Annotated in this window: 27 protein-coding genes, 1 tRNA gene and 1 pseudogene; 19 read left to right on the forward strand and 10 right to left on the reverse strand. The window is 64.6% G+C overall.

The window, feature by feature from the left end; translation table 11 throughout:
* Positions 1–19: 19 nt before the first annotated feature.
* Positions 20–676, reverse strand: a complete 657-nt coding sequence (locus GWG65_RS07390; protein ID WP_275194712.1) for a glutathione S-transferase family protein — start codon at positions 674–676, stop codon at positions 20–22.
* Positions 677–859: 183 nt separating this feature from the next.
* Between GWG65_RS07390 and GWG65_RS07395 the strand changes: the two genes are divergently transcribed.
* Positions 860–1,129 carry a twin-arginine translocation signal domain-containing protein gene (locus GWG65_RS07395; RefSeq protein ID WP_275194713.1) on the forward strand — a complete coding sequence of 90 codons (270 nt, stop codon included), beginning with the start codon at positions 860–862 and terminating at the stop codon, positions 1,127–1,129.
* Between the two features lie 176 nt (positions 1,130–1,305).
* Here GWG65_RS07395 and GWG65_RS07400 read toward each other — a convergent pair whose 3' ends face one another.
* From GWG65_RS07400 to GWG65_RS07410, 3 genes are all read right to left on the reverse strand, one after another.
* Positions 1,306–1,557 carry a hypothetical protein gene (locus GWG65_RS07400; protein ID WP_148737809.1) on the reverse strand — a complete coding sequence of 84 codons (252 nt, stop codon included), beginning with the start codon at positions 1,555–1,557 and terminating at the stop codon, positions 1,306–1,308.
* Between the two features lie 238 nt (positions 1,558–1,795).
* The gene (locus GWG65_RS07405) at positions 1,796–2,803 is read right to left on the reverse strand and encodes an alpha/beta hydrolase (RefSeq protein ID WP_275194714.1); all 1,008 of its coding nucleotides are present in this window, start codon (positions 2,801–2,803) and stop codon (positions 1,796–1,798) included.
* Positions 2,804–2,952: 149 nt separating this feature from the next.
* The gene (locus GWG65_RS07410) at positions 2,953–3,651 is read right to left on the reverse strand and encodes an ArsR family transcriptional regulator (RefSeq protein ID WP_275194715.1); all 699 of its coding nucleotides are present in this window, start codon (positions 3,649–3,651) and stop codon (positions 2,953–2,955) included.
* Between the two features lie 258 nt (positions 3,652–3,909).
* On the opposite strand from GWG65_RS07410, the gene GWG65_RS07415 reads away from it, so the two are divergent.
* From GWG65_RS07415 to GWG65_RS07425, 3 genes are read left to right on the forward strand one after another with little or no spacing between them, the layout of a single operon-like run.
* Positions 3,910–4,218, forward strand: a complete 309-nt coding sequence (locus GWG65_RS07415; protein ID WP_275194716.1) for an NIPSNAP family protein — start codon at positions 3,910–3,912, stop codon at positions 4,216–4,218.
* A 28-nt stretch (positions 4,219–4,246) separates the two neighbouring features.
* Entirely contained in the window at positions 4,247–4,597 is a 351-nt protein-coding gene (locus GWG65_RS07420) for an antibiotic biosynthesis monooxygenase (RefSeq protein WP_275194717.1), read from the forward strand.
* Between the two features lie 54 nt (positions 4,598–4,651).
* The gene (locus GWG65_RS07425) at positions 4,652–5,461 is read left to right on the forward strand and encodes an isocitrate lyase/phosphoenolpyruvate mutase family protein (protein WP_275194718.1); all 810 of its coding nucleotides are present in this window, start codon (positions 4,652–4,654) and stop codon (positions 5,459–5,461) included.
* A gap of 199 nt (positions 5,462–5,660) precedes the next feature.
* Here GWG65_RS07425 and GWG65_RS07430 read toward each other — a convergent pair whose 3' ends face one another.
* On the reverse strand, positions 5,661–6,038 hold the full coding sequence (locus tag GWG65_RS07430) for a hypothetical protein (RefSeq protein WP_275194719.1): 378 nt from the start codon (positions 6,036–6,038) through the stop codon (positions 5,661–5,663).
* A gap of 162 nt (positions 6,039–6,200) precedes the next feature.
* Here GWG65_RS07430 and GWG65_RS07435 point away from each other — a divergent pair, with 162 nt between their 5' ends.
* On the forward strand, positions 6,201–6,842 hold the full coding sequence (locus GWG65_RS07435; RefSeq protein WP_275194720.1) for a trimeric intracellular cation channel family protein: 642 nt from the start codon (positions 6,201–6,203) through the stop codon (positions 6,840–6,842).
* Between the two features lie 221 nt (positions 6,843–7,063).
* Here GWG65_RS07435 and GWG65_RS07440 read toward each other — a convergent pair whose 3' ends face one another.
* Positions 7,064–8,275, reverse strand: coding sequence for a c-type cytochrome (locus tag GWG65_RS07440; RefSeq protein ID WP_275194785.1), 1,212 nt, complete (start codon positions 8,273–8,275; stop codon positions 7,064–7,066).
* 280 nt (positions 8,276–8,555) lie between these two features.
* Here GWG65_RS07440 and GWG65_RS07445 point away from each other — a divergent pair, with 280 nt between their 5' ends.
* The 9 genes from GWG65_RS07445 to GWG65_RS07485 all read left to right on the forward strand — a co-directional run bounded on the left by GWG65_RS07445 (position 8,556) and on the right by GWG65_RS07485 (position 21,914).
* Entirely contained in the window at positions 8,556–12,047 is a 3,492-nt protein-coding gene (locus GWG65_RS07445) for an indolepyruvate ferredoxin oxidoreductase family protein (RefSeq protein WP_275194721.1), read from the forward strand.
* A gap of 553 nt (positions 12,048–12,600) precedes the next feature.
* Complete coding sequence (locus GWG65_RS07450) at positions 12,601–13,758, forward strand: thiolase domain-containing protein (protein ID WP_275194722.1); 1,158 nt, start codon at positions 12,601–12,603, stop codon at positions 13,756–13,758.
* Complete coding sequence (locus tag GWG65_RS07455; RefSeq protein ID WP_275194723.1) at positions 13,758–14,147, forward strand: OB-fold domain-containing protein; 390 nt, start codon at positions 13,758–13,760, stop codon at positions 14,145–14,147. Before GWG65_RS07450 ends, GWG65_RS07455 begins: the two co-directional genes overlap by 1 nt.
* Positions 14,148–14,341: 194 nt before the next feature.
* Complete coding sequence (locus GWG65_RS07460) at positions 14,342–15,202, forward strand: MaoC family dehydratase (RefSeq protein WP_275194724.1); 861 nt, start codon at positions 14,342–14,344, stop codon at positions 15,200–15,202.
* 187 nt (positions 15,203–15,389) lie between these two features.
* On the forward strand, positions 15,390–16,268 hold the full coding sequence (locus GWG65_RS07465) for an SDR family oxidoreductase (protein WP_275194725.1): 879 nt from the start codon (positions 15,390–15,392) through the stop codon (positions 16,266–16,268).
* A gap of 72 nt (positions 16,269–16,340) precedes the next feature.
* Positions 16,341–17,294: a dihydrodipicolinate synthase family protein gene (locus tag GWG65_RS07470; RefSeq protein WP_275194726.1), complete on the forward strand. Its 954-nt coding sequence runs from the start codon at positions 16,341–16,343 to the stop codon at positions 17,292–17,294.
* 4 nt (positions 17,295–17,298) lie between these two features.
* Positions 17,299–18,114, forward strand: a complete 816-nt coding sequence (locus GWG65_RS07475; protein ID WP_275194727.1) for an NUDIX hydrolase — start codon at positions 17,299–17,301, stop codon at positions 18,112–18,114.
* 73 nt (positions 18,115–18,187) lie between these two features.
* A complete protein-coding gene (locus GWG65_RS07480) occupies positions 18,188–19,102 on the forward strand; it encodes an EamA family transporter (RefSeq protein ID WP_275194728.1) in 915 nt (304 codons plus the stop codon).
* A 124-nt stretch (positions 19,103–19,226) separates the two neighbouring features.
* Positions 19,227–21,914 carry a PAS domain S-box protein gene (locus tag GWG65_RS07485; RefSeq protein ID WP_275194729.1) on the forward strand — a complete coding sequence of 896 codons (2,688 nt, stop codon included), beginning with the start codon at positions 19,227–19,229 and terminating at the stop codon, positions 21,912–21,914.
* Here GWG65_RS07485 and GWG65_RS07490 read toward each other — a convergent pair whose 3' ends face one another.
* The gene (locus GWG65_RS07490) at positions 21,915–22,265 is read right to left on the reverse strand and encodes a GrlR family regulatory protein (RefSeq protein WP_275194786.1); all 351 of its coding nucleotides are present in this window, start codon (positions 22,263–22,265) and stop codon (positions 21,915–21,917) included.
* A 250-nt stretch (positions 22,266–22,515) separates the two neighbouring features.
* Here GWG65_RS07490 and GWG65_RS07495 point away from each other — a divergent pair, with 250 nt between their 5' ends.
* The gene (locus GWG65_RS07495) at positions 22,516–23,013 is read left to right on the forward strand and encodes a hypothetical protein (protein WP_275194730.1); all 498 of its coding nucleotides are present in this window, start codon (positions 22,516–22,518) and stop codon (positions 23,011–23,013) included.
* A gap of 52 nt (positions 23,014–23,065) precedes the next feature.
* Here the strand turns inward: GWG65_RS07495 and GWG65_RS07500 are convergent, their stop codons facing one another.
* Positions 23,066–23,449, reverse strand: a complete 384-nt coding sequence (locus GWG65_RS07500) for a VOC family protein (protein WP_275194731.1) — start codon at positions 23,447–23,449, stop codon at positions 23,066–23,068.
* Between the two features lie 214 nt (positions 23,450–23,663).
* Between GWG65_RS07500 and GWG65_RS07505 the strand changes: the two genes are divergently transcribed.
* The 3 genes from GWG65_RS07505 (at position 23,664) to GWG65_RS07515 (ending at position 25,114) form a co-directional block, all read left to right on the forward strand.
* Positions 23,664–24,230 carry a hypothetical protein gene (locus GWG65_RS07505; RefSeq protein ID WP_275194732.1) on the forward strand — a complete coding sequence of 189 codons (567 nt, stop codon included), beginning with the start codon at positions 23,664–23,666 and terminating at the stop codon, positions 24,228–24,230.
* Between the two features lie 160 nt (positions 24,231–24,390).
* Positions 24,391–24,891 carry a hypothetical protein gene (locus GWG65_RS07510; protein ID WP_275194733.1) on the forward strand — a complete coding sequence of 167 codons (501 nt, stop codon included), beginning with the start codon at positions 24,391–24,393 and terminating at the stop codon, positions 24,889–24,891.
* Between the two features lie 146 nt (positions 24,892–25,037).
* Positions 25,038–25,114: transfer RNA gene (locus GWG65_RS07515), tRNA-Arg, on the forward strand.
* A gap of 62 nt (positions 25,115–25,176) precedes the next feature.
* Here the strand turns inward: GWG65_RS07515 and GWG65_RS07520 are convergent.
* Positions 25,177–25,608, reverse strand: a complete 432-nt coding sequence (locus tag GWG65_RS07520) for a nuclear transport factor 2 family protein (protein WP_275194734.1) — start codon at positions 25,606–25,608, stop codon at positions 25,177–25,179.
* 64 nt (positions 25,609–25,672) lie between these two features.
* Between GWG65_RS07520 and GWG65_RS07525 the strand changes: the two genes are divergently transcribed.
* Positions 25,673–26,077 carry a VOC family protein gene (locus tag GWG65_RS07525; RefSeq protein ID WP_275194735.1) on the forward strand — a complete coding sequence of 135 codons (405 nt, stop codon included), beginning with the start codon at positions 25,673–25,675 and terminating at the stop codon, positions 26,075–26,077.
* 71 nt (positions 26,078–26,148) lie between these two features.
* On the opposite strand, the pseudogene GWG65_RS07530 reads toward GWG65_RS07525, so the two are convergent.
* A pseudogene (locus GWG65_RS07530) lies at positions 26,149–26,518 on the reverse strand (AraC family transcriptional regulator); the annotation flags it as partial.
* Positions 26,519–26,798 lie beyond the last annotated feature (280 nt).

Consider the following 26,798-nt stretch of genomic DNA (forward strand, 5'->3'; position numbering starts at 1 on the left):
GCTAATTATGTGCGGCGCGTCACGCTCCGGTGCGCGCCGCGTCCGCCGCAGCGAAATGCGCCATCTGGTCGGCGTGGGCCTTGGCGAAAGCCGGGCGGGCCGTCGCGCGCGCGACGTAGTCGCAGCAAGCCGGGTGGTCTGCCAGCCCGTCGAAACGATCGACCGGGCGCAGCACATCCGCCATCAGGATATCGGCGACGGAGAAGGACCCCGCCAGCCATTCGCGCACCGCGAGCACCGGCTCGAGATGCTTGAGGCGGAGCTTGAGGAAGCCGTCCAGAAATTTCCATGCCGGCGTGTCGCCTGCATCGCCGGTGAACTTCAGGAGCGACCACGGCAGGCTGGCCATCTCCACCGAGTTGAGCGCGGCGAACACCCATTGCATCGCTTCGCTGCGGCCGCGCGGATCGGCTGGCATCAGCGCCGCGCTGCGCTCGCCCAGATGCAGCAGGATCGCGCCGCTCTCGAAGATCGAGATGTCACCGTCGGTCAGCCACGGCACCTGGCCGAACGGCTGGTGCGCGAAATGGTCCGCGCCGCGGTTGGCGAACGGCACGCTAGCGACGCGATAGGGCAGGGCGGCCTCTTCGAGCGCCCAGCGCACGCGAAGGTCGCGTACAAAGCCCCGCGGCATTTCGGGAACCCAGTCGAAGGTGGTGAGAGTGAGGTCGGCCATGTGGCATCTCCATGCCTTTGCTCAAGTGTGTCTTGGTTCTGTGCAAAGGACGGGCGACGGGCGGGCGTTCCGACACCGATGCCAACTCTTTTTGTCGCCGCGGCGCGATTCAGCTTTGGTTCATGTCGTCACCGCGACATTCCGCGCGCATCACGGGCACGACCATCCTAGAGGAAAGACGTCATGGAGCGCCGGAACTTTTTGAAATTCGTATTTGGTGTGACGGCAGGCGCCGCCGCCTTCGCCGCGACCGCGCAGGCCGCGCCGCTGTCGCCGCAGCCGGTCGGTGGCCCGTCGGGAACGCCGCGGCCCGATGCCGACGCCCATCCCGCTGTCACCACCAGCGATGCGGCCGCGCAGTTGAAACCCGAGCAGGTGCATTGGCGCGGCCGCGGCTGGCATCCCCGTCACTGGGGCTGGCGCCGTCGGCGCTGGCATCGCCGCCACTGGTAAACTCTCGCCGATCGAGGCTTGGACGGGGATCGCAGTTGCGGTCCCCGTTTTGATTCGAAGTCGCTACGGAAATGTGCCGGCGACCTGTTTCGAGACGTTCAAAAAAAGACCGCGCAAAAAGAAAGTGGCCGCGCCAGCCAAAGCCGCGCGGCCATTTCGCAATGCGAAAGACGAGATCAGAACGGGCGGCAGCGGCCGGCGTACCAGCGGAAACCATAGGGGCAGACGCGCGCGCGCGGCACGACGACAACGGGGGCCGGCGCGACCACCACCGGGCCCGGGCGCACGACGACCGCACCGCGCATCGGGCGGCAGTTGCCGTAGCGGCCACGGTACCAGCCCGGGCCGCAGCCCTCGGCGGCGCTGGCCGCCTCACTGAAACCAACGACCGCGCTGGCAAGCATCACGGCGGCGAACAGATATTTCATTCGATCTTCCTTCTTGTTCTTGGGGGCAAGTTTTGGGGGCAAGTCTTTGGGGTAAGTGTCGGGGGTAAGTCTTGGGGGCTTGGCGCTCGCGGCGCACAATGAATCAAAAGGCACGATTCGACACGTTAAATTTGGGGAGATAACGTGCCGATACGTCGCGATCCAAACCTGCCAATCATGACCTGAATGCGGCATGAACACCCTGCCGCATGCTGCATGAGGCGACACGCAAGCGGCGTCAGCGGCCGAGAAAGCCGAGCACCAATTCCCTGTACTTGTCCGGCGCCTCCAGGAAGACGAGATGCCCGGTGTCCGGGATCACCTCGGCCCGCGCGTTCGGCATCTTCGCAGCCAGCGCCTTCGCGAGCTCGGCATTCTGTCCCATTTTTGCGCGCAGCGCCTCCGGCGCATTCGGCCGACCCGGCGCGTTGTGGTCGTCGGCGCCCATGATGAAGAGCGTCGGCTCGGCGAGGAGTGGGATCTCGTGCGCGACCGGCTCGCGATAGATCATCTGTCCGGAGCTGACGAACGCGCGCAGCCATCGTGGATAGTCCGGGCTGCCCTTGATGTTGAAGCGGGCGTCGATGAACGGCGTGATCGCCTCGCCCGGCAGCTTGATCGCGTAATTGGTCTGGAGCTGCTTGCGGTAGCCTTCGGCCGTGAGCTTGTCTTCGGCCTCGATGATCTTCTCAGTCGGCGTCGGCGGCACGTAGAGCTGGTAGTCCTCGAGCCCGATCGGCGCGGTCAGCACCAGGTGTGCGACGCGCTCCGGATAGGCGCGGGCAATGCGCACCCCGAGCATGCCGCCGAGCGAGTGGGCGACGATCTCGGCCTTGTCGATTTTGAGATGATCGAGCAACGCGATGGTGTTGCGCGCCAGCGTGTCGAAATGCAATTCACCCGTCGGCCTGGAGGATTTGCCGAAGCCGACCTGGTCCGGCACCACGACGCGGTAGCCGGCTTCGCCCAGCATCTTGATGACCGGCGCCCAATAGCTCGACGGAAAATTGCGCCCGTGCAGCAGCACCACGGTGCGGCCGTTCGACTGCGCTGGCGCCACGTCCATATAGGCCATGCCGAGCTGTTCGCCGTCATTGACGACAGGCAGCAGGTGCACGGGATAGGGATAGGCAAAGCCTTCCAGTGCGACGCCGTAAGGCTCGCGCTGCGGGCTGTCGGCAGCGCGGGATGCGAGCGGGACGGTGAGGAGGGCGGCGGCGAGCGCGGCCGTGAGGATGCGATTCATGGGAAGGGCTCTGTCTGGAACTGACGCTGCGAGACACAGTCGCATTCACGTGCGAGCCGCAAATAAAGACGCGGATGGCCGGGTCAAGCCCGACCACAACGAGAAGAGTCGCTCACACGCGATTGTGTGGTCTCACACGATTTGCGTGGCTAGTCTCGCCCGTTGCCGAACAGCGCGGCAAACTGCTTCTCGCCGGTACGGGTAAAATTCACCACGCGGCTGCCGGGCGTGGCGTCGCGGGCGGCCCATTTCAGTTCGGTGAAGCGATTCATCATCGCCGCACCCAGCGTGCCGGCGAGATGGTGGCGCCGCTCGCTCCAGTCGAGGCAGGCCTTGCAGACGGGACGGCGCGGATGGCTCAGCATCTCGGATGAAATCTGCAAATGCTCGCTCAGGAAACGCCGGCCGTCCGGCGTCAGCTCGATCTCCTGCTTCTTCTGCTTGATCAGGCGCCGTTCGCGCAAGGAGTCGAGCATCTGCACGCCGAGATCGCCGGCGAGATGGTCGTAGCAGATCCGCGCACGCCGCAGCGCCGGATCCTTCGGCCCGGTGCGGACGCGCATGTGGCCGGTGCGCGCGGCAAGCCCCGCGAGCCCTTCGAGCACGCCGGCGACGTCGGGATCGGTGAGGCGGTAGTAACGGTGGCGGCCCTGCTTCTCCGGCTCGATGAGGCCACCGGCCTCGAGCTTGGACAGATGCGAGCTCGCGGTCTGCGGCGTGATGCCGGCCTCCTGCGCCAGCTCGCTCGCGGTCAGGGCACGGCCGTTCATCAGCGCCGTGAGCATGTTGGCGCGGGCGGGGTCGCCGACCAGCGAAGCGACCATGGCGATGTCGGGTCCTGATTTCATGCTTCGATGATAGCCGAAGCATTGAGGTCGGGCAAGCGCGTAGCGTGCCGTCACGTCGTCGTTGCGAACGAATGACGAGGCAATCCTTATTGCCCGACCCTCATCCTGAGGAGCGCGCCCTTGCGCGCATCTCGAAGGATGATGGCCCCTGCTGTGGCCTCGCCCTTCGAGACGCCGCGCACGCGCGGCTCCTCAGGGTGAGGGTCAGGCTTTGGCGATGCTTCGCGCAATGACGGTGTGCAAACATAGGAGCCCACCATGTCCATCACCGTCTTCATCCGCTACCAGCTCGATCCGTTCAAGCGCGCGCAGTTCGAGGAATATTCGAAACGCTGGCTCACCATTATCCCGAAATGCGGCGGCGAGCTGATCGGCTATTTCATGCCGCATGAGGGCACAAACAACATCGCCTTTGCGCTGATCAGTTTCGAGAGTCTCGCCGCCTACGAGGTCTATCGCGCGCGGCTGCGGCAGGACGCGGAAGGCATGGCGAACTTCCACTTTGCGGAGGAGCACAAATTCATCCTCGCAGAGGAGCGCACCTTCCTGCGCAAAGTGGTATTGTAGGCGAACCACGCATAGCAGGAGACGCCCAATGATCGCCGTGATCTTCGAGGTCTGGCCGAAGCCGGAACACCGCCAGAATTATTTCGACATCGCAGCCGACCTGAAGCCGATCCTGCAAACCATCGACGGCTTCATCTCGGTCGAGCGCTTCGAGAGCCTGACCGAGAAGGGCAAGATCCTGTCGGTATCGTTCTGGCGCGACGAGGCGGCGGTCGAGGCCTGGCGCAACACGATGGAGCATCGTCGCAGCCAGGCCAAAGGCCGCGGCCAGATCTTCGCCGACTACCGCCTGCGCATCGCCAGCGTCATCCGCGACTACGGCATGAACGATCGCGAGCAGGCGCCGAAGGACAGCCGCGCCGTGCACGATGCGCACTAGCGCACGCGAAACAACATGCCTATGTCTGCGCCGCCAACAATCAGGGAGAGAAACATGCAGGTCACGACCGCGGACAAGCGCGCGACGTTCAGGAAGATGCACGACAGCGGCTGCTTCATCCTGCCCAATCCGTTCGACGTCGGCAGCGCCAAGGCGTTGCAGCATCTCGGCTTCAAGGCGCTTGCGTCATCCAGCGCGGGCTTTGCCTGGACCATCGGCAAGGCCGACAACCACGTCACCGTCGAAGACGTCTGTCAGCATCTGGCAGCATTGTGCTCGGCCGTCGACATCCCCGTGAACGCCGATTTCGAGGGCGGCTTTGCCGTCGAGCCGGATCAGGTCAGGGAAAATGTCGAGCGCGGGGTGCGCACCGGCGTCGCCGGCCTCTCGATCGAGGATTCCACCGGCGACAAGCACAAGCCGATCTACGACCGCGCGCTCGCGGTCGAACGCATCAAGGCGGCGCGCAAGGCGATCGGCGACAGCGGCACGCTGCTGGTCGGCCGCTGCGAGGCGTATCTCTGGGGCGTCGCCGACCTCAAGCTCGTCATTGATCGGCTCACCGCCTATGCGGACGCCGGCGCCGACTGTCTCTACGCGCCGGGCCTGAAGAGCCGCGAAGATATCGCCGCGGTGGTGAAGGCGGTGCATCCAAAGCCGTTCAATCTCCTGATCGGCGGCTCCGGGCTGTCGTTGCGGGAAGCCGCCGATCTCGGCGTGCGCCGGATCAGCGTCGGCGGTTCGCTCGCGCGCGCCGCCTGGGGCGGCTTCATGCGTGCGGCGAAGGAGATGGCGGAGAAGGGGACTTTCGCCGAACTCGGCAGCGGCTATCCCGGCGGCGAGCTCAACAAGATGTTCAGCTAGCGGCAAATAAAGCGGCGGGACTTTCATCCCGCCGCTTTATTTCGCTCTCGACGTCATGCGTCGCCACCGGGTCTCGCCCTCGGCGAGCCCATGACAGGCTCCGGCGGAGCATCCAGTACGCGGCGTCCACTCGACATAAATTCGACCGCCTCGGAATACTGGATCGCCCGGTCAAGCCGGGCGATGACAGTTGTTGCCGCTACTTGGCGCCGTCCGACGGCGCCTGCGTATCCGGGGCCGGCTTGCTCGGCGCTGCACCCGTGGTCACGCCCGGCTGGGTATTGTTGCGCGGCGTCATGTCACGCGCGGCCGGATTGGCCGGATTGGTCTGGGCGGTCTGCGACGCTGGCGTATTGCTCGCCTGGTTACTGGTGGTCGTATTGTTCAAGCCGTAGAACACGGCGCCCAGCACCAGGGCGACGGCCACGGCAAACAGCGCGACCTTGCCGCTGGAGGCGGGGCCTTCGCCCAGCTCCGGGTCGGCCTGAAGGTTCGCATCCCGCCGTGCCGCACGGAGATACTCATCGTCGGCGAAGTTCGGGCGGTACGGATCGTTGGGAAAACGGTCGTCGGCCATCGATTGGTCTCCTCGCTTATGAGACAGAGACAACCCGTGGATGCGAGATTCAGTTCCGCGGCCTTTATGCTTTCGTCGCATGTTGCTCCCGGGCCCGGAATCGGGAACCTGTTCGTCTGGGGAACCGCGGACGTAAGTTCCACGGGATGGGGGAACAGATCGATGTGGAGCGTGCCACCGAGCGATAGCGTGCTACACGTCCTGGCGCTGGTCGCCTTGACGGCGCAAGGGATGACGGCTGCGCTGGCCGCCGGGCGCCGCAGCATGGACTATGTCGGCGTCTGTTTTCTCGCCTGCGTCACGGCGCTCGGGGGCGGCACGCTGCGCGATCTGTTTCTCGGGCACTATCCGCTGGCCTGGGTCGCGAACCCGATCTACCTCGCTCTGCCGGGTGGGGCGGCGCTGCTGACGATCGTGATCGCGCGGCTGGTGCATCGGCTGAGCCTCGCATTCATCGTGCTCGATGCCATTGGCCTCGTCGTCTTCACCATGACCGGCTGCGACATCGCCTGGCAGATGGATGCCACGCTGCCGATCGTCATTGTCTCGGGCATGGTGACGGGCTGCGCCGGCGGCGTGCTGCGCGACGTGCTCTGCAACGACGTGCCGCTGCTGTTTCGCTCCGAGCTCTATGCCAGCGTCTCGGTGGTGACCGGACTGTTCTACGCCACCGCGTTCGGCCTCAATCTCAACGCCGAACTCTGGACCATCCTGACCTTCATCCTCGGCATCAGTTTCCGCCTGCTCGCGGTCCGCTACAAATGGGAGATGCCGAAATTCTTGTTCACGGAAGATAAGCGGTAGCATTTCTTTCGCCTCTCCCCGCCTGCGGGGAGAGGCCGGAATTTGCGTGAGCAAATTCCGGGTGAGGGGGAGTCTCCGCGAGTCGAACTGGTCGACACGCGCACAGCTTTATCCACTCGTCATTGCGAGCGCAGCGAAGCAATCCAGCATCTTTCCGCGGATGGACTCTGGATTGCTTCGCTGCGCTCGCAATGACGAAGAGGAGGCGGCAGGGGCCCTCGCTACGGCTCCTGCTTACGCGCCTTCGCCACCTGCGCCGGCGTCACCAGCGGCGCCGCATTGCCCCAGGAATTGCGCATGTAGTTCGTCACCGCCGCGATCTGCTCGTCGGACAATTGCTTGGCATAGGCCGGCATTTCGCCGGTGTTGGGTGCGCGGGGCGTCGTTACGGTCCTGGCGCCGTCGAGAATGATGCGCAAGGTCGAGGATGGGTTGATCGATTGCAGCAGCGCGTTGGCGGGCAGCGGCGGATAGATCCGCGGCGCACCGGCGCCATCGGCTTCATGGCAGGCGATGCAGAGCCGTGCATAGATGACCTGGCCTGCCTTCATCTCGGCATCGTTGGGCGGCGTCACTGTCGGCTCGCGCCGCGCCGGCGGCAGGCTTTTCAGATATACGGCGATCGCTTGCACATCGGCATCGCTCATCTTCGAGGTCGCGCCCACGACCACCTCCGCCATCAGCCCGCCGGCATGGCTTTTGGCATTGCGTCCGCTTTGCAGATACTCGGTGATGTCCTCGGCGCTCCACGACTTCAGCCCGCTGCGCGCAGCGCCGTCGAGCCGCGGCGCAAACCAGCCGCCGACCTCGCTGCCGGACAGCGCTTGCGCCTCCTTGTCCGCGCCAAAATAGTTCTTCGGCGTGTGGCAGGCGCCGCAATGGCCGAGCCCGGTGACGAGATAGCCACCTCTGTTCCACGCCGCACTCTTGTCCTGGTCCGGCTCGAACAGGCCGGGCTTGAAGAACAAATAGTTCCAGGCCCTCATCAGGCCGCGATGACCGAACGGCCAGCGCAGATCCGGCGGCTTGTTGCGGCTGGCGACGGGTGCGAGCGTTCCGAGATAGGCGCGGATCGCCAGCGTGTCGTCCTTCGTCATCCTGGTGAAGTAGGGATAGGGGAAGGCCGGGTAGTAGTTTGAGCCATCAGGCGCCACGCCGTAGCGCAAGGCACGGGTGAAATCGGCATCCGCCCAGCCGCCGATACCGGTCTGGCGGTCCGGGGTCAGGTTCGGCGCATAGATCGCGCCGAAGGGCGTGTCGATGCGCTTTCCACCCGCAAACGGTTTGGCGGGATCGGCGGTGTGGCAGCCCGCGCAGTCGCCGGCCTCGACCAGCATCTTGCCGTAGGCGATCAACTCGGGCGACGGCTCGCTCGCTATGGCCGCCTTCGCAACCGCACCTGACAACAGCACGGCAGCCAGAATCGTCCGCATCATCGACCTTCTCCCGCGGCCAATCGCCCCCAGCCGCATGATGTGCGCGTCACGTCGTTTCGCGGTGGCGGGGGTATGGTGACACAAATTGAAAATGGCCGGCACCTTCCGGGCACTAAATTGCGATTTTTACCCGGCGCCGCCGAAGCGGCAGATTTGTGATGCGGAACGTGAAATATCCGACATAGAGTGGCGGAGGTGGTCGGCGCGCCCTAGCTAAAAACAACGGGCAGGCAACGGCTTAGGCAGCCAAACGCTCAAAGGGCGGAAGAGGACAACAATGGGCATCAACCAGGGTCCGATCAGTCTCGATCAAAAATACACCCAGGACACCGGACACGTCTTCACCACGGGCATCCAGGCGCTGGTTCGTTTGCCCATGGCCCAGATCCGGCGCGACCGCGCCAACGGCCTCAACACTGCCGGCTTCATCTCCGGCTACCGCGGTTCGCCGCTCGGCGGCTACGACCAGCAGCTGTTCGCCGCGCGCAAGCATCTCGAGCAGTACAACATCAAGTTCCAGCCCGGCGTGAACGAGGACCTCGCTGCCACCGCGGTCTGGGGTTCGCAGCAGCTCAACCTCTCGCCCGGCGCCAAATACGATGGCGTGGTCGGCATCTGGTACGGCAAAGGCCCCGGCGTCGACCGCTGCGGCGACGTCTTCCGCCACGGCAATGCGGCGGGCTCCGCGAAGAACGGCGGCGTGCTGTGCCTTGCCGGCGACGACCACGGCGCAAAATCCTCCACCGTTCCGCATCAGTCCGACCACGCCTTCATGTCGGCGCTGATGCCCTATCTCTACCCGTCCAGCATCCACGAGATGATCGAGATGGGCCTGCTCGGCATCGCGATGTCGCGCTACTCCGGCTGCTGGGTCGGCATGAAGGTGATCACGGAGACGGTGGAGACCACCGCCGAGATTGATCTCTCCGACGAGATGAAGCCCTTCATCATTCCCCCTGATTTCGAGTTGCCGCCCGGCGGTCTCAACCTGCGCTGGCCCGACGATCGTTTCGACCAGGACCGCCGCCTCCAGGACTACAAGGGCTTTGCCGCGATAGCCTTTGCGCGCGCCAACAGGGTCAACCGCGTCACCATGGATTCGCCGAACGCCCGGTTCGGCATCATGGCGTCCGGCAAGAGCTATGAGGACGTCCGCCAGGCGCTGCGCGAGCTCGGCATCACCGAGGAGGTCGCCGCCAAGATCGGGCTTCGGCTTTACAAGATCGGCATGCCCTGGCCGCTGGAGCCGGAAGGCGTACGCCAGTTCGCCGTCGGCCTCGAGGAGATCTTCATCATCGAGGAACGGCGCGAGATCGTCGAGAACCAGGTCAAGCAGGAGCTGTTCAACTGGCGCGACGACGTCCGCCCGCGCATCGTCGGCAAGATGGACGAGCACGACAAGCGCTTCCTGACCTTCTCGGCCGAGCTCAGCGTCGCCTCGCTTGCGACCTCGCTTACCGAGCGACTTCTACGGCTTAATCTCAACCCCGAGATCGCGGAGATGCTCCGCGTCAAGGCCGACTGGTTCAACGGCCGCCAGGCGACCCAGATGCAGGCGGTCGCACCCGTGTCCCGCACTCCATATTTCTGCTCCGGCTGCCCCCACAACACCTCGACCAAGGTCCCCGAAGGCAGCCGCGCGCTCGCCGGCATCGGCTGCCACTTCATGGCGCTGTGGATGGACCGCTCGACCGAGACCTTCACCCATATGGGCGGCGAGGGCGTGCCGTGGGTCGGCATCGCGCCCTTTACCGACGAGAAGCACATCTTCGCCAATCTCGGGGACGGCACCTATTTCCATTCCGGGCTTCTGGCTATCCGCCAGGCGGTCGCCTCCAAGACCAACATCACCTACAAGATCCTCTACAACGATGCGGTCGCCATGACCGGCGGCCAGCGCCACGACGGCGATCTCTCGCCGCAGCAGATCACCTTCCAACTCCATGCCGAGGGCATTCGCGAGATCTACCTGGTCTCGGAGGCGCCCGACGCTTATCCCGCCGACACCATCGCGCCCGGCGTGAAGAAGTATCACCGCGACGAACTCGACAGCGTCATGAAGATGTGCCGCGAGTTCAAGGGCACCTCGGCCATCGTCTTCGTGCAGACCTGCGCCGCCGAGAAGCGCCGCCGCCGCAAGCGCGGCCTGATGGAGGATCCGGCGCGCCGCGTCATGATCAATCCGGCCGTCTGCGAAGGCTGCGGCGATTGCTCGGTGCAGTCGAACTGCATTTCGGTCGAGCCGCTGGAGACCGAGTTCGGCCGCAAGCGCGCCATCAACCAGTCGTCCTGCAACAAGGACTATTCCTGCGTGAAGGGCTTCTGCCCGTCCTTCGTCACCGTCGATGGCGGCAAGCCGCGCCACCGCGCGCCGGCCGATCTCAGCGACATCGGCACGCTGCCGGAGCCTGCCTCGCGCCCGACGCTGGACAAGCCCTACAACATCGCGGTCGGCGGTGTCGGTGGCACCGGCGTGCTGACCATCGGCGCGCTGCTCGGCATGGCCGCGCATATCGAGGGCAAGGCCTCGATGATCCTCGACATGTCCGGCCTCGCACAGAAAGGCGGCGCCGTGCTCAGCCACGTCCGCCTGTCAGATCATCCGGCGGAGGTGACTTGCTCGCGCATCGTCACCGGCACGGCCGATGTCGTGCTCGCCGCCGACGAGGTGGTCGCGGTCGCCAAGGACACCATCTCGCTCTGCGACACCAGCCGCACCCGCGGCATCATCAACAGCCACGTCATTCCCACCGCCGACTTCGTCCTCAACCGCGATTTCAACTTCCAGACCCGCAAGCTGAATGGGCTTTTGGAAACCGCGCTGCACAAGGACTCGGTGTTCTTCGATTTCACCAAGCCGGCCGAGCAGCTGCTCGGCGACAGCATCGCCACCAACATGATGATGATGGGCTATGCCTATCAGAAGGGCCTCTTGCCGCTGTCCGCCGAAGCGATCGAGCAGGCGATCGAGGTCAACGGCGTTTCGATCAAGATGAACAAGGAAGCGTTTAGGCTCGGCCGTCTCGCGGTCGCCGATCCCGCGCGCCTTGCGGAGATGCTGAAGGGGACGGACGAGGTCGTCGCGCCCAAGGCACTGGACGCGATGACGTTGGACGAGGTCATCGAGCATCGCACCAGGCATCTGACCGCTTATCAGAACGGTCGTCTCGCCAGGCGCTATCGCAAGCTGGTCGACCAGGTCCGCGATGCGGCGTTGAAGGGCGGCTACGACGATGCGCTGCCGCGCGCGGTCGCGATCAACTACGCAAAGCTGCTGGCCTACAAGGACGAATACGAGGTCGCGCGGCTCTTCACCGACGGCGCCTTCGAAAAGCAGCTCCGTGACCAGTTCGAGGGCGACTTCAAGTTCAACTTCAATCTCGCCCCGCCGATCTTGGCCTCTGGCGTCGATGCGCTGGGACGCCCGAAGAAGCGCGCCTTCGGCCCGTGGATGCTCGGTGTGTTCCGCACGCTGGCGAAGTTCAAGTTCCTGCGCGGCACGCCGCTCGACATCTTCGGCTATAGCGCCGACCGCAAGCTCGAGCGCGACCTGATCGCCGGCTACGAGAAGGACGTCGCCACCGTGCTCGGGCTGTTGTCGCCGCTCACGATCGACACCGCGGTCGAACTGCTCTCGCTGCCCGACCGCATCCGCGGCTACGGCCCGGTGAAGGAGAAGGCAGTCGCGGACGCCAAGGCCCGCTACGCCCAGCTCGCCGCCGACCTCGCCAGCCCGCCGCCCGCGCCAAGGCAGATCGCGGCGGAGTAGACTTCATCTCCTCATGGTGAGGAGCGCGAAGCGCGTCTCGAACCATGAAGGCCCCGCTCTCGCCCGGCGCCATCCTTCGAGACGCCTGCTTCGCAGGCTCCTCAGGATGAGGGCTGTGCGCCCGGCGGCGTAGGGTGGGCAAAGGCGCGAAGCGCTGTGCCCACCATCTCACCGGGATCGTAAGAAGGTGGGCACGCTTCGCTTTGCCCACCCTACGATTCTTCTTTGATAATCAACCACCATTCTACTGTGCATGGGGTTGTTTTCGCAAAAAAGAAAGTCGCTTGTGTCGTCGGGCAAAACAGCTTTAGGACCTTGCCCCGTTGATCGCGTCATTGCGAGCGAAGCGAAGCAATCCAGAAATGCACCCGCGGAAAGACTCCTGGATTGCTTCGCTACGCTCGCAATGACGACGTGGATGCAGGTGGCACTCCCTGACAGGAAGTTGCGCCAACCTGCTGCCTCTCGCCCGACGGAATATTTCCGCGCTTGCCAACAGGGCAGCGGCGGTTCAGAAAAAACTGGAAGCGACAAACGCCAGCGGAGACTTTATTTGACCATCAAGGGCAAGGCCTACATTGCCGGCATCTACGAACACCCGACCCGACACGCGCCGGACAAATCCACCGCCCAGCTCCACGCCGAGGTCGCCAAGGGCGCGATCGAGGATGCCGGGATCAGCAAGGACGATGTCGACGGCTATTTCTGCGCGGGCGATGCTCCCGGCGGCGCCTGGCCGATGGTGGATTATCTCGGCCTGAACACCAAAAAGCTCCGCCACGTCGATTCCACCGAAACCGGCGGCTGCTCCTACATCATCCATCTCGGCCATGCCGCTGAAGCAATTGCCGCGGGAAAATGCTCGATCGCGCTGATCACGCTCGCGGGCAAGCCGCGCACTGGGGCGATGCCGCCGCGTGCGGCCGGCGCGGAAGCCGACTTCGAGTCCGCTTACGGTGCGACCACGCATAATGCCTACGGCATGTGTGCCATGCGCCACATGCACGACTATGGCACCACGTCCGAGCAGCTCGCCTGGATCAAGGTCGCAGCCTCCCATCACGCGCAATACAACCCGCATGCGATGCTCAAGGACGTCGTCACGGTCGAGGACGTGCTGAACTCGCCGATGATCTCCGATCCCCTGCATCGCATGGATTGCTGCGTCGTCTCCGACGGCGGCGGCGCGCTGATCGTGACGACGCCCGAGATCGCCAAGAGCTTGAAGAAGCCTTTGGTGCGTTTGATCGGCCACGGCGAGGCGATGAAGGGCCCGCGCGGCGGCAAGGACCTCGACCTCACATACTCCGCCGGCATCTGGTCCGGCCCGCGCGCCTTCGAGGAAGCCGGCATCACGCCGAAGGACATCAAATACGCTTCGATCTACGACAGCTTCACCATCACGGTCTTGATGCAGCTCGAGGACCTCGGCTTCTGCAGGAAAGGCGAGGGCGGCAAGTTCGTCGCTGACGGCAACCTGATTTCGGGCGTCGGCAAGCTGCCGTTCAATACCGATGGCGGTGGCCTGTGCAGCAACCATCCCGTCAACCGCGGCGGCATGACCAAGATCCTCGAAGCCGTCAGGCAGTTGCGCGGCGAGGCGCATCCGAAGGTGCAGGTCAAGAACTGCGACCTCGCCATCGCCCACGGCACCGGCGGCCTTCTCGGCGTCCGCCACGCCGCCTCGACCGCCATTCTGGAGCGCGTGTGATGAGTGAAGCCAAGAAATATCCCGCCCCGGTGACCAACCCCGAGACCGCCGCGTTCTGGGATGCGGCCAGCCGCGGCAAGTTCATGATCAAGCGCTGCACCACCTGCGGCGAGGCGCACTACTTCCCGCGCGCGATTTGTCCGTTCTGCTACTCCGACAAGACGGTGTGGGAAGAGAGTTCGGGCGAAGGCACGATCTATACCTACAGCCTGATGCGGAAGTCGCCGACCGGTCCCTACGCGATCGGCTACGTCACGTTGAAAGAGGGCCCGTCGCTCCAGACCAATTTCGTCGACTGCGATCTGACGACGCTGAAGATCGGCCAGAAGGTGAAGGTGGTGTTCAAGCCGACCGACGGCGCGCCGCTGCCGTTCTTCACGCCGGTCTGATTTCTTCCCTTCTCCCCCTGTGGGAGAAGGTGGCGCGAAGCGCCGGATGAGGGGTATCGCTCCGCGGAGAGACTTTCAATGCGGAGGCAACCCCTCACCCAAATGAGTTTGCCGCACCGTCCTCGCTGCCCTCTCCCACAAGGGGAGAGGGCACTCTAACTGGCGGTGCCGAAGACATCGGGGAGGAAGCCAAAATGTCCGCCAGATACGACGAGCTCAAAGCCCTGAAAAACCTGGGCCAGAAATACGCCTACAGCGACCGCGAGGTCATGCTCTACGCCTACGGCATCGGTCTTGGCGCCGATCCGATGGACGAGAACGAGCTCGCTTTCGTCAACGAAGGCACCCTGACGCCGCGGCCGCTGAAGGTGGTGCCGACCTTTGCTTCCGTCGCGGCGTGGGGCGCGGGGCCGGGCGAGATGAATCTCAACCGCGTCATGGTGGTCGACGGCGAGCGCGACATCACGTTCCACCAACCATTGCCGGCCGCCGCCCACATCACCGCCGATTCCTCGGTGGTCGAGGTGTATGACAAGGGCAAGGACAAGGGCGTGGTGATCAGCCACCAGACCGTGCTGAAGAACGAAAAGGGCGAGAAGCTTGCAACGCTGGTCGCCTCGCGCTTCGCCCGTGGCGATGGCGGTTTTGGCGGACCGAACCTGACCCAGCCCGATCCGCACAAGATCCCGTCGCGCGCGCCCGACAAGACCATCGACATCACCACGCGGCCCGACCAGGCGCTGGTCTACCGCCTCTGCGGGGACCGCAACCCGCTGCACAGCGATCCCGAATTTGCGAAAAAAGCCGGCTTCCCGCGGCCGATCCTGCACGGCATGTGCACCTACGGCATCACCTGCCGCGGCGTGCTCCAGACCTATGCCGACTACGATGCGAGTGCCTTCCGCCAGCACGTGGCGCGGTTCTCCTCGCCGGTCTATCCCGGCGAGACCGTGACCATGGACCTCTGGAAGGACGGCAACGTGATCTCGTTCGAAGCCAAGGTGAAGTCGCGCGGCGTCACCGTCATCAAGAACGGCAAGACGGTGCTGGGTTAGGACGGCACCGGCGGCCGGCTCCCTCGCCCCGTTCTTACGGGGAGAGGGTGGGGTGAGGGGCTCTCTCCACGAATTCGGTCGCAGTTGGATTCGCGGAGACTCCCCCTCACCCGAAAGCTTCGCTTTCGACCTCTCCCTGCAAGCGGGGCGAGGTAAAGAAAGAAACAACAAACAGGGAGAGACCACCATGGGATTACTCGACGGCAAGGTCGCGCTGATCACCGGTGCAGGCGGTGGGCTCGGTGAGGCCTACGCAAAGCTGTTCGCGCGGGAAGGGGCATCCGTCGTGGTCAACGATCTCGGCGGGCCCCGCGACGGCTCCGGCGCCGACAAATCGATGGCGCAGCAAGTGGTCGATGCGATCAAGGGCGAGGGTGGCAAGGCGGTTGCCAACGGCGCCGACATCTCCACGATGGAAGGCGGCCAGTCGGTATTCGACGACGCCATCAGGCATTTTGGTCGCGCCGACATCCTCGTCAACAATGCCGGCATCTTGCGCGACCAGACCTTTGCCAAGGCGACCGAGTCCGATTGGGACAAGGTGATCAAGGTGCATCTCAAAGGCACTTTTTGTTGCACCCTGCCGGTGTTTCGCTGGATGCGGGAAAACGGCGGCGGTGTCATCGTCAACACCTCCTCGACCTCGGGCCTGATCGGCAATTTCGGCCAGACCAATTACGGCGCGGCCAAGGGCGGCATCTGGGGCCTGTCCAACGTGCTGGCGATCGAGGGCCGCAAATACAACATCCGGATCTGGACCCTGGCTCCCGGCGCGCTAACCCGCATGACCGCAGACCTGCCCCGCTATAAGGAGAACCCCGGCGCGGCGCTGGGACCGGACGGCATCGCGCCGGCCGTGCTATACATGGTCAGCGACTTGTCGGGCGACCAGACCGGCAAGGTGCTGGGCGTGTCCGGGCCCCGTGGCGTGCGCGAAATGCGGATGATGGAAATGGACGGCTGGAAGCCGCCGCACACGGGCTGGAAGGCCCAGGACATCGCCGATCATGCCAAGGAGATCTTCTTCTCCGAGGAGCAGATCAAGATGGGCGCACGGCGGTTTTAGCCACACTGTCACTCCGGGCGCGACGACGTCGCGAGCCCGGAATGACGACAGACGATAGGACAGAGAGACACGATGAAACTCACCGCCGACGCCAAGGGCACTTTCGCAATCGCGCCGACACCGTTCCACGACGACGGCCGGATCGACGAGCGCTCGATCGATCGCCTGACCGATTTCTACGAGGAGGTCGGCTGCGACGGCGTCACGGTGCTGGGCATCCTCGGTGAGGCGCCCAAGCTCGACGCCGCCGAAGCCGAGCAGGTCGCGGTGCGCTTCGTCAAGCGCGCCAAGAAGATGCAGGTGATCGTCGGCGTCTCGGCGCCGGGCTTTGCCACCATGCGCTCGTTGGCGCGCGCCTCGATGGATGCGGGTGCTGCCGGCGTGATGATCGCGCCGCCGCCGTCGCTTCGCACCGACGACCAGATCGTCGGCTATTACAAGCAGGCGGCCGAGGCCATTGGTGCCGACGTACCCTGGGTGCTCCAGGACTATCCGCTGACCTTGTCGGTGGTGTTCACGCCGGCCGTGATCCGCAAGATCGTCATGGACAATGCGAACTGCGTGATGCTCAAGCACGAGGACTGGCCGGGCCTGGAAAAAATCTCCACGCTGCGTGCCTTCCAGAAAGACGGCTCGCTGCGGCCGCTTTCGATCCTCTGCGGCAATGGCGGCCTGTTCCTGGATTTCGAAATGGAGCGCGGCGCCGACGGCGCCATGACCGGTTACGCCTTCCCCGAGCTTCTGATCGATGTCGTGCGCCTGTCGAAGGATGGCGAGCGCGACGCTGCGCATGATCTGTTCGACGCGCATCTGCCGCTGATCCGTTACGAGCAGCAGCCCGGCGCTGGCCTCGCCGTGCGCAAATACGTGCTGCAGAAGCGCGGCATCATCGCCTCCAGCGCGCAGCGCAAGCCGGGCGCGACCATCACGCAGGCGGCAAAGGCCGAGGTCGAGTATCTGCTGTCGCGCGTGGCCCGCGTCGACAAGCGTGCCAATCTTGGGCCGCAATCCAGCGCCGCAGGTTAGTTGGATGGCCGAGACATCAGCATCGCGCCCCGCTTCGACCATCCTTCTGCTGCGTGACGGCGCGGGTGCCGACGGCAAGAGCCGCGGTGAAATTGAAGTCTTCATGATGGTCCGTCACCATCAGATCGAGTTCAACTCGGGCGCGCTGGTGTTTCCCGGCGGTAGCGTCGATGCCGGCGACAAGGAGATCGTCAACCGGTCCGATCTATATTCGGGCGGCGAGGGGCTAAGCGAGGCGGACCGCGGTTTTCGCATCGCGGCGATCCGCGAGACCTTTGAGGAGAGCGGCATCCTGCTGGCACGGTCCAAGGACTTGGGCACGCCGATCAATGCCAAACGCGCGGGCGAGATCGCGGAGGCGCACCGCGTCGCGCTCAACGAGCACAAGATCAGCTTCCTCGATATCCTGGCCGACAACGGCCTCCAGCTCGCGCTCGACACGCTCGTGCCCTACGCGCACTGGATCACGCCCGAGGGGATGCCGAAGCGGTTCGACACCTGGTTCTTCCTGGCGGCCGCACCGCCCGACCAGCTCGGCGCCCATGACGGCAGGGAGTCGACCGACTCGATCTGGGTGTCGCCGCGCGAGGCGGTGGAGGGCGGCGAGAACGGCCGCTTCAAGCTGCCGTTCCCGACCACGCGCAATTTGATCCGGCTTGCCAAGCAGGGCAGCGTCAAGGCCGCGCTCGATCATGCCCGCGGCATGTCCATCGTCACGGTGATGCCGGTCATGACCAAGACCGAAAGCGGCCGCCAGCTCCGCATTCCCCGCGACGCCGGCTATGACGGCGAGGTATTCGAGGTGGGCGCCGTCGGCTAGCACACTTCGATAGGCGACGAACTGTTGCTCCCTTGGCTGCTGTATGTTCCGTCCCCTGACGGAGGGACGGGCCATGGACAATCGGCAGGATACCAACATCGCTGTCGAGCTCGCGCTGCTGGTCGCGCTCGCGACACTGTGGGGCGGCTCCTACACCTTCATCAAGCTCGGTGTGGCCACTATTCCGCCGATCACGCTGATCGCGGCGCGCACCGCGATTGCGGGCCTCTTGCTGCTCATCGTCATGCGGGCGCGCGGCATCAAGATGCCGATGGACACAGCGACCTGGCGGCGCTTCGCGTTCCAGGCTGTGCTCAACAGCGTTATCCCCTGGACGCTGATCGCCTGGGGCGAGCGCCATGTCGATGCGGCACTGGCCACCATCCTCAACTCGGCCGCGCCGATCTTCACCTTCCCGCTCACGGCCGTGGTCACCCGCCACGAGGTGACGACGCCGCGCAAGCTCATCGGCGTGGTTGCCGGCATGGCCGGCATCTTGCTGATCGTTGGCGTCGATGCTCTCCATGATGTCGGCAGCGGGCTTGTGGCGGAGGCGGCCATCGTCGCTGCCACCATCTGCTACGCCTGCGCGGCGATCTTCGGCCGCAGCTTTAGGGGGCTCGATCCGATGGCGCCGGCCGCCGGCTCGCTGCTTACGGGTGCGGCGGTCCTGATCCCGGCTTCGCTCGTGTTCGAACAGCCCTGGACAGTGCCGCCGTCGCTGAGCTCGGTCCTTGCGCTCCTCGCGCTGGCCGTGTTCTCGACCGCGGCGGCCTTTGCCATCTACTTCCGCCTGATCCAGACCCTGGGCTCAGTCGGCACCACTGCGCAGGCCTATCTCCGCGTGCCGATCGGGGTCGCCATCAGCGTCGCCTTCCTCGGCGAGAGCCTGAGCCAGACCGCCTGGATCGGGCTGGCCTGCGTCGTCATCGGCGTTGCCGCCATGACGATCCCGGCCCGCAGGCCCGCCAGCGTCAAAACCTCGTAAATTCGGCAGAAGGGGCCAGCCGAGGACCGCAATTTTAAGGATTTACGGCGGCCGAAGCCATGTTCCCCCGGGGCCGCAATACGTCGTATATTGGGCTTCCAGCAGCCCGGTCCCTAAAGCACCAATGTCCGCCGAATCGACGCCGACCCCTGAGAAAAAGCGAATATTTTCGCTCTCCATCGGCCAGCTCACGTTCGGCAGCTTCCTGCTGGTGCTGGCGGTGATCATCGTCACCTCGACCGCGAGCGTGATCGCAATTAGACACATCGATACCACTTTCGCCGAGTTGCAGCGGCTCCAGAGCGTCGGTGATCTCGCCGAGGACATCGACCGCCGCATGAACGAGCTGCGCCTCGCGGCGCGCGACTTCGTCACCGATCCCGGCGCCGGCATCCAGTTCAAGCAGGTCGGCGAGGCGGCCTCGACGCTCAGCGACATCCTGAAGAAGACCCGCATCGAGCTTGCACCCGAGCAGCAGGACATGATCGACGGGGTCACCGAGCGGCTTGCGACCTATCGCAGCGGCCTGGAGCGGATCTCCACCCTGATCGACCGGCGCGCCCAGCTGCTCGCCGGGCTGCCGCCGCTGCGCGACCAGTTCGACGCAGCCGTCTCCGGCACCGCCGACCGCGAGCTCGCCTCCCGCCTGTCGGAAGCGCAGAGCCGGATCGCGCTCGGACTGCTTGCGCGCAACCCGTCCGCGGCCGAGCAGGCAGCGCAGGGCGTGCGGGCGTTGGACATCGGGGATCGCGGGCTCAAATCGGCTGTGAACGACTACGCCGAGGCCATCATCGCGGTGGCCGTCAGGGAGCGGCAGATCGCCGATATCGATCGCGAGGTGCTGGGAACCGAGGGCCGGCTGATCGGACGCGTCACCGAATTGCTGCGCGAGGTCAGCGCACGGCGCGGCCACGTGCTGTCGCGCGACTTCGCGCGTACGCTGACCGAGGCAAGGTGGCAGAGCATCGTGCTCGGCACGATCGGCGTGCTGATCGGCATTGCCGCGGCGTTGTTCGTGGTGCGCAGGACGGTGCGTCCGCTCGCCCAGATCGCGCGATCCATTCGCGCGCTTGCGGCCGGCGAGAAGGAGACCTCGATCCCGTCGGCCGACCTCGACAACGAGATCGGCGACATCGCGCGAGCGGCCGAAGTATTCCGGCGTGCGCTGGAGGAGGCCGACACGGCGCGCGAGGCGGCGGTGCGCGCGCTCACCGAGCAGCGGCTGGCCGAAGAAAGCTACCGCAAGCTGTTCGAAGGCTCGGTCGACGGCATCTATGTAACCACGCCGGCCGGCGACCTTCTCAACGCCAACCCGGCGCTGGCGCGGATGATGGGCTATGACAGCCCGCAGCAGCTGATCGACAGCATCAACGACATCGCTCACACGATCTACGTCCATCCCGAGGCGCGCGTCGAATATCAGCGCCTGATGGCGCGCGACGGCATGGTGCGCGAGTTCGAGTACCAGGTGCGCCAGCGCAGCGGCGATATCCTGTGGCTCTCCGACAGCGCGACCGGCGTGCGGGACGAGGCGGGCAACATCGTCCGCTACGAGGGCACGCTGCGCGACATCACCGACCAGAAGCGCGCCGAAGACGCCATCGCCGAAGGCCGCCGTCTGCTCCAGCAGGTCATCGACACGGTGCCCGCGGTCATCAACGTCAAGGACCGCAATCTTCGCTATGTGCTGATGAACCGCTACATGGCCGGCATCTTCGGCATCGAGCCCGGCGACGCGCTCGGCCGCACCACTGCCGATCTGATGTCGCGCTATGGCGCAGCCAAGAGCGATGAGAATGACAAGCGCGTGCTCAGTTTCCGCAAGGGCCTCGGCTTCTACGAGGAGGAATACAAGGACGCCTCCGGCAACATGCGGCAATGGCTGGTCAACAAGCTGCCGCTGCTCGATGCCGAGGGCGAGATCGAGCGGATCGTCACCGTGGCGCTGGACATCGGCGAGCGCAAGCGCGGCGAGCAGGAGATGCGGAAGGCCAAGGAAGCCGCCGAGACCGCACTGCGTAATCTGCGCGAGACTCAGGCCTCGCTGATCGAGGCCGAGAAGCTCGCCGCGCTGGGGCGGCTCGTCGCCGGCGTCGCGCACGAGGTCAACAATCCCGTCGGCATCAGCCTCACGGTCGCCTCCGCGCTCGAGCGCAAGACCGCGATCTTCACCGCCGAGGTCGAGCGCGGCGAGTTGCGCCGCTCCACGCTCAACGACTATCTCCACACCAGCCGCGATGCGTCATCGCAGCTCGTCGCCAATCTCAACCGCGCCGCCGAGCTGATCCAGTCGTTCAAGCAGGTCGCGGCCGACCGCAACTATTCGGATCAGCGCAGCTTTGATCTCGCCGATCTCACCGAGCAGGTGGTGATGAGCCTGCGGCCGGGCCTGCGCAAGCATAACCTGACCCTCAATGTCGAGTGCCAGCCCAATCTGATCATGAACAGCTATCCCGGCCCGTACGGGCAGGTGCTGACCAATCTGTTTCTCAACGCGGTGGCGCACGCCTTCCCCGACGGACGTCCGGGACTTATCGACATCCAGGTGCGTGAGTCCGGAAAGGACAATGTCGAGATCATCTTCTCCGACAATGGCTGCGGCATGTCGCTGGACGTGCGCCGTCGCGCCTTCGACCCGTTCTTCACGACACGGCGCGACCAGGGCGGCACCGGTCTCGGACTGCACATCGTCTACAGCATCGTGACCAACCGGCTCGGCGGGCGGCTCGATCTCGATTCCGAACCGGGCAGCGGCACGCGCATCCAGATGATCTTGCCGCGCACGGCGCCGCTCGAGCAGGCTGCCGAATAGCTAATCGGCGTCGGCGAGCTTGTGTAGTGTGGCGCCGAAGATCTGGCTGGCCTTGCCGACCAGAGCCGTGCCCGTCATCTCCGCGCGCGTGTCGGTGAAAGTGCCGCTGACGCCGATGCCGACCGGAGCAGGCCCGCCGAACAGCGGATTGTCGTCGGCCCGCGGCGAGGTGTGCCGCTGCACCAGCACCTCGCCCTTGAAGGTGTTGTCCTTCACGCTGTAGCTGCCGGTGTAATAGAGATAGGCATCGCCGCCGAGAATCTTGCCGTCGCGAAAAAGAATCACGCCGCTGCCCTTGCCGGCTCGACCATCGAGCAGCGTCACGTGAATCGAGTAGAGGCCGTTCTTCATAACGTCCCGCAGGTCGGTGACCGTCGCCCGAGGCACACCGGTAAAGCTTTTATGCCAAAGCCCACCCCCTGGCGCAACGCGGCAGTTTGCCGGTTGGCAAGCAAGCCGGGACCGTAATTGTCCCGGCTTGTCTGTGACGGCGTTATGACGGTCTCATCGTGAGGCGAGGCCGGTCGTTGCGAATCAGAGTTGGCCCGCGAAATGCATAACCATTGTTGCACTGGCCGCGGGGTGCTGGAGCAAGACCAACGTGAGCAACTGGATCGATTCCGGCGGCGATGAGCCGCGTCTGTACAGCGCGCGTCCCACGAATTGCAAAGTAGAATATCGGCGAATTGGTTGTGCGACACGCTGGAGAAGCGTGGCGGGGCTGGGCTGCGCATTAGCCCTGATTGCCTTCGCTGCGCCGTTCGGTCACGCGCGCGACCGCGGCCAGTTCGTCAACACCAATGCCGAATTGAAGGCCTGGTTCGACGGCCTGCGAAGCGGCAAGGGGCCATGTTGTTCCGATGCCGACGGGTCGGCGCTCTCGGACTCCGACTGGGACAGCAAGGACGGGCATTATCGCGTCCGCGTCCCGCGCCTTGGCTATGTGCTCGAAGGCCAGAAACAGGAACTGGTCTGGGTCGACGTGCCCGAAGAGGCTGTCATCTCGGAGCCGAACCGGGTCGGGCGGACCATGGTGTGGCCGATCTACGGCTACACGGGCGTCACCATCCGCTGCTTCATGCCGGGCAGCATGACGTAACCGCGCCGGGCGCCCGTTCGCCTACCGGACGCCCGATGCGGTTCGCGCCGCGTCAGGTATACTTCTTGTCGCGCTCGAGCAACTCGATGGAGATGCCTTCGGGGCCGCGGAGGAAGCAGATGCGAACGCCCGGCCGGATCGTGGTCGGCTCGCGCGTGAACGTGACACCTTTGGCCTTGAGCTCGGCAGCAACCGCGTCGATGTCTTTCACGGTGAGGCCAAAATGGTCGAGGCCCTGATGCGGGTGCGGTGGTGGTGGGCTGACGGCGTTGTCGCCCTCCAGCGGCGCGATGAAGATCCTGGCGCCGCCAAGATTCACGTCGATTCGTCCCGGCGCGCGGACGATCTCGCCACCGAGGATGTCCCGCAGCCAGGCTGCGGTGGCCTCCGGACTGGGGCTGCGCAGATGGACGTGATCCCAAGTGACGACTGGCATTTCATTTCCTCCCGGCGCGTCTTCGCGATGTTGCAGTGCATGTTAGCGAGCCCGGCCGGTGATCGCCACCGTCGCTGCCGGATTCTCACGAGCGCGGGAACCATAGTTCGTCTGCTGGATTAAAGTAACCTGTGGCCGAGTCCGTGTAGAATGGCCAGATCGGTGTTGGACGGATGCGCAGGCACGTGCCTCGGTCGCTGTCGGTGATGCACCCATGAACGTAGGGGTTGACCGCATTGGGTGGGGACGCTTCGCGGGGATCGGCGAGCGTCTGGCGCGCGCGATGATCGCGAGCGTCTCATCTGGCCGAAGTCTGCTGTGGCTGCTGGCGGCCTTCATCGTCGGCTGTGGCGTCTGGGTGCTGTTACCTCCCTCAAAGGGAAACTCCGCTCAGCGCGAGCCAATGAATGTGGAGCTGGCTTCCGTTGAGGCGGCTGCTTCGGCCAAACCAGCGGCGGAATTGCCGCCCTCCGCGGCTCAGGCAGTGGCAGAGCTCGATCGCCTCAGGATTTCATCGCAGACCTGGCGCCGTGGCGGCCTCGGCTCGAAGGCGCTGGTAACGTTCACCCTGCGAAACGACAATGATTATGCCATAAGAGATGTCGAAATCGTCTGCGCCTTTATGCGGCGCGATGGCAGCCGTCTGACCGAGCGCACCCGCGTGCTGGCCGACACCGTCAGCATGAAGAGCCGTAAGACTTTTGCGCACGTTCCTGTCGGCTTCGTCAACGTCAATGCCGATCAGGCGAAGTGTTCGCTGGTTACGGCGCGGCGAGTGTAAAGGGCGGCCCAATCCGATAGCGGAAAAGTGACCATCCCGGGCCCTTGGGCCAAAAACTTGGCGTTGCCATTTGAACCGAACAGCCGGTGCAGGAACCAATTGATAGAGCGCCGGTTAAGGCGGAGTGCCCGCGCGGGGATGCGGGGGCGGAGCGTGGCCAATGCCCATCTTTCGGTATTTCATTTTTGTCGGTGGAGCGTTGCTCGCGCTGCTGTTCGCGGCGAACTTCGCCCTGCCGGCCTCTCCCGTGGCGCAAGCGGTTGCGACCGCAAACAACGAACAGCCGGTGATCCGGATCCGGTCCGATCGCCACCTGCCTGAACGCGTCGTGCTCGACACCACTCAGCCGACGATCGCTGCGCCGGTGGTGAATATGGCCGCTGTGGTTGCGCCCCGCCAGCCGGTCCAGGCCGACGTCCTGGCCGAGATGTCGGCAAAGGCACGGGTGCGCGAGACCTTCGCGCAGTTCACGCAGACGGTCCCGAAGGCCGATGCCGCCTCAGCCAAGAAGACGGACGCCAGGCCGCAGGCTCTGGCTCAGGCTCCGCAGGCCCAGCCCCGGCGCAGGGTCGCCAGGATGCATCCGGCGCCGCAGCCCGGCAGGCCGATGATGATGGTGGCGCAGCAGCCGCATTTCGGCCTGTTCGACACCACCTGGTGAGCGCTTGGTTCTGCCCCCGGTGGGGGCAGGTAGGGCTTTTTATTGTCGAGCCTCTCTGCTAATTCGAACGCATCGGAACGCTCCCCGCTGCTGGCTACCCAGCACGGTCGGATGGCGTTCGATGGCGGCCCGTCCTTTGGGCCAAGGCGCTCGTAGCTCAGCTGGATAGAGCATCGGATTTCGATTCCGAGGGTCGGGAGTTCGAATCTCTCCGAGCGCGCCAAATCCTGCCGAAATTGCGACTTCCCGCGGTCCATTGCCCGGGGGTAACGGCAAGAGGTGGGATCAGATGATTCCGTGTTGCTTCAGAACGGCCTGTTCATCGCCCGATACCCATCCAAAGATCTTTGGTGTGTCGTCAAGCTGCTGCACCAGGTAGTGGACCTCAAAATCAATGGAAATATCCGGTTCGCTGCCTCGGTCGTAGATGGCGGTCCAAGCCACGTGGGCCAGGCAGTGGTGTTCGTCGATAGGTGCGATGCGGACATTACGAAGTCGCATGTCCTTGGTGCCGATACGGCGATAGTTTTCGAATCCCTGCTGCATCATCTGCTTCAGGTGCTCGTCATTCTGACCGACACTGACGCCCGCCGGAGACGCAGCGACGAACTTGGCGGTGTATGAAGATGCCACCTTGTCCATGTCCACTTCACCCGCGAGCGCCATTCGGAACAGCTTCTCGTAGCGCTCGAACAATTGCTTTACGTTATTCTCCATATGGCGCCTCCCGAAGATCGCTGGCGGCAAGCCAGCGCATTAAGATCACGAAAGGAGAAAGCACATGCTAAAGGACGCGAAAGTGGCAACCCGCCTTCCAGCCAAAGACCTGAATCGCGCGCGGGCGTTCTACTCGGAGAAACTCGGGCTCGAACCGGTCGAACAGCGCGCGGGCGGGCTGCGCTACGTCTGCACGGCCGGCGAGTTTGCGATCTTCGTCTCGGCGGGAGTGCAATCTGGCTCGCACACCCAAATGGGCTGGGAAGTCGACGACATCGAGGCGACGGTGCGCGAGCTTCGCACGCGGGGAGTCGAGTTCGAGGAGTATGACCTGCCCGGCCTGAGTACCGTCGATGGGATTGCGGAGATCAGAGGCAACTACCCCAGCAAAGGCACCGGTGAGCGGGGTGCGTGGTTCCGCGACAGTGAAGGAAACCTCCTGGGAATCGGGCAACCGGTTCGGTCTTGACGGCTCGGTCCGGCCGAGTGTCGCGTCGCATCGCGCAATTGACCGACCAAGCCCCGTGGATCGCAACTGCGGGGCGAGAGGATGATCATTGCAAGCAGGTGGTTCTGGGCTCGACGAAATGGCAATCGTCGTTGCCGCGCAGGGCCACGAAGAAGCGCGAGTCCATATCCACGCCGTTCAAATTGGCCCGCAGGTCATCGGCCATCGAGAGGATCACCCGCCCGGCGCGCGATAGGCCGTATCCAGGATCCGTGCAAACGATCGCATCAGGATGATCCGGCACGCCGGCAGGCAGACGACCGCACGCGCCGCCGCAAAGCGCGCAACGTCGAGCGGGATGCTCCTGGCATCCTCCATCAGCTCGGCCGGCTTGAACGCATCGATATCGGCGAAGGTCGCCAGTTGAAGTGCGGAGGAAGGTGTCAGGGCATTGAACAACATTTCGTCAAGCCCGCAGCCGCCGCAATGATGGAGATCATATCAATGGTGAAACGTGATTCCGTAAATCATGAAGCAGGCCGTCGATCATGCGATGTGGCCTGGACTTGAGGCTGTTCGAACGGCCTCGAACACATGGAGCTGGATATGACGGAGATCTCGTGCGTCAACGGTCTCCGACCATCGGCCGGCCCAAGGCCAGATCGATGAAATGGACCCGCGTGCACGCAGGGCAGCTGAACGCTTCGAAAGGTCGGCCTTCGAGTTTCGGCTGTCTTTCCAG

Origin of the sequence: Bradyrhizobium sp. CSA207 (genome assembly GCF_029051685.1) — a bacterium.
GTDB lineage: Bacteria > Pseudomonadota > Alphaproteobacteria > Rhizobiales > Xanthobacteraceae > Bradyrhizobium.

Bases quoted from the DNA above. Each gene is read 5' to 3' on its own strand.
- GWG65_RS07520 (WP_275194734.1), bottom strand. From the start codon at position 25,608: ATGGAGAATAACGTAAAGCAATTGTTCGAGCGCTACGAGAAGCTGTTC.
- GWG65_RS07435 (WP_275194720.1), top strand. From the start codon at position 6,201: ATGTGGAGCGTGCCACCGAGCGATAGCGTGCTACACGTCCTGGCGCTG.
- GWG65_RS07405 (WP_275194714.1), bottom strand. From the start codon at position 2,803: ATGAATCGCATCCTCACGGCCGCGCTCGCCGCCGCCCTCCTCACCGTC.
- GWG65_RS07485 (WP_275194729.1), top strand. From the start codon at position 19,227: ATGTCCGCCGAATCGACGCCGACCCCTGAGAAAAAGCGAATATTTTCG.
- GWG65_RS07490 (WP_275194786.1), bottom strand. From the start codon at position 22,265: ATGAAGAACGGCCTCTACTCGATTCACGTGACGCTGCTCGATGGTCGA.
- GWG65_RS07430 (WP_275194719.1), bottom strand. From the start codon at position 6,038: ATGGCCGACGACCGTTTTCCCAACGATCCGTACCGCCCGAACTTCGCC.
- GWG65_RS07460 (WP_275194724.1), top strand. From the start codon at position 14,342: ATGTCCGCCAGATACGACGAGCTCAAAGCCCTGAAAAACCTGGGCCAG.
- GWG65_RS07505 (WP_275194732.1), top strand. From the start codon at position 23,664: ATGAACGTAGGGGTTGACCGCATTGGGTGGGGACGCTTCGCGGGGATC.
- GWG65_RS07500 (WP_275194731.1), bottom strand. From the start codon at position 23,449: ATGCCAGTCGTCACTTGGGATCACGTCCATCTGCGCAGCCCCAGTCCG.
- GWG65_RS07455 (WP_275194723.1), top strand. From the start codon at position 13,758: ATGAGTGAAGCCAAGAAATATCCCGCCCCGGTGACCAACCCCGAGACC.
- GWG65_RS07400 (WP_148737809.1), bottom strand. From the start codon at position 1,557: ATGAAATATCTGTTCGCCGCCGTGATGCTTGCCAGCGCGGTCGTTGGT.
- GWG65_RS07525 (WP_275194735.1), top strand. From the start codon at position 25,673: ATGCTAAAGGACGCGAAAGTGGCAACCCGCCTTCCAGCCAAAGACCTG.
- GWG65_RS07480 (WP_275194728.1), top strand. From the start codon at position 18,188: ATGGACAATCGGCAGGATACCAACATCGCTGTCGAGCTCGCGCTGCTG.
- GWG65_RS07465 (WP_275194725.1), top strand. From the start codon at position 15,390: ATGGGATTACTCGACGGCAAGGTCGCGCTGATCACCGGTGCAGGCGGT.
- GWG65_RS07475 (WP_275194727.1), top strand. From the start codon at position 17,299: ATGGCCGAGACATCAGCATCGCGCCCCGCTTCGACCATCCTTCTGCTG.
- GWG65_RS07395 (WP_275194713.1), top strand. From the start codon at position 860: ATGGAGCGCCGGAACTTTTTGAAATTCGTATTTGGTGTGACGGCAGGC.
- GWG65_RS07420 (WP_275194717.1), top strand. From the start codon at position 4,247: ATGATCGCCGTGATCTTCGAGGTCTGGCCGAAGCCGGAACACCGCCAG.
- GWG65_RS07510 (WP_275194733.1), top strand. From the start codon at position 24,391: ATGCCCATCTTTCGGTATTTCATTTTTGTCGGTGGAGCGTTGCTCGCG.
- GWG65_RS07425 (WP_275194718.1), top strand. From the start codon at position 4,652: ATGCAGGTCACGACCGCGGACAAGCGCGCGACGTTCAGGAAGATGCAC.
- GWG65_RS07390 (WP_275194712.1), bottom strand. From the start codon at position 676: ATGGCCGACCTCACTCTCACCACCTTCGACTGGGTTCCCGAAATGCCG.
- GWG65_RS07470 (WP_275194726.1), top strand. From the start codon at position 16,341: ATGAAACTCACCGCCGACGCCAAGGGCACTTTCGCAATCGCGCCGACA.
- GWG65_RS07415 (WP_275194716.1), top strand. From the start codon at position 3,910: ATGTCCATCACCGTCTTCATCCGCTACCAGCTCGATCCGTTCAAGCGC.
- GWG65_RS07410 (WP_275194715.1), bottom strand. From the start codon at position 3,651: ATGAAATCAGGACCCGACATCGCCATGGTCGCTTCGCTGGTCGGCGAC.
- GWG65_RS07445 (WP_275194721.1), top strand. From the start codon at position 8,556: ATGGGCATCAACCAGGGTCCGATCAGTCTCGATCAAAAATACACCCAG.
- GWG65_RS07440 (WP_275194785.1), bottom strand. From the start codon at position 8,275: ATGCGGACGATTCTGGCTGCCGTGCTGTTGTCAGGTGCGGTTGCGAAG.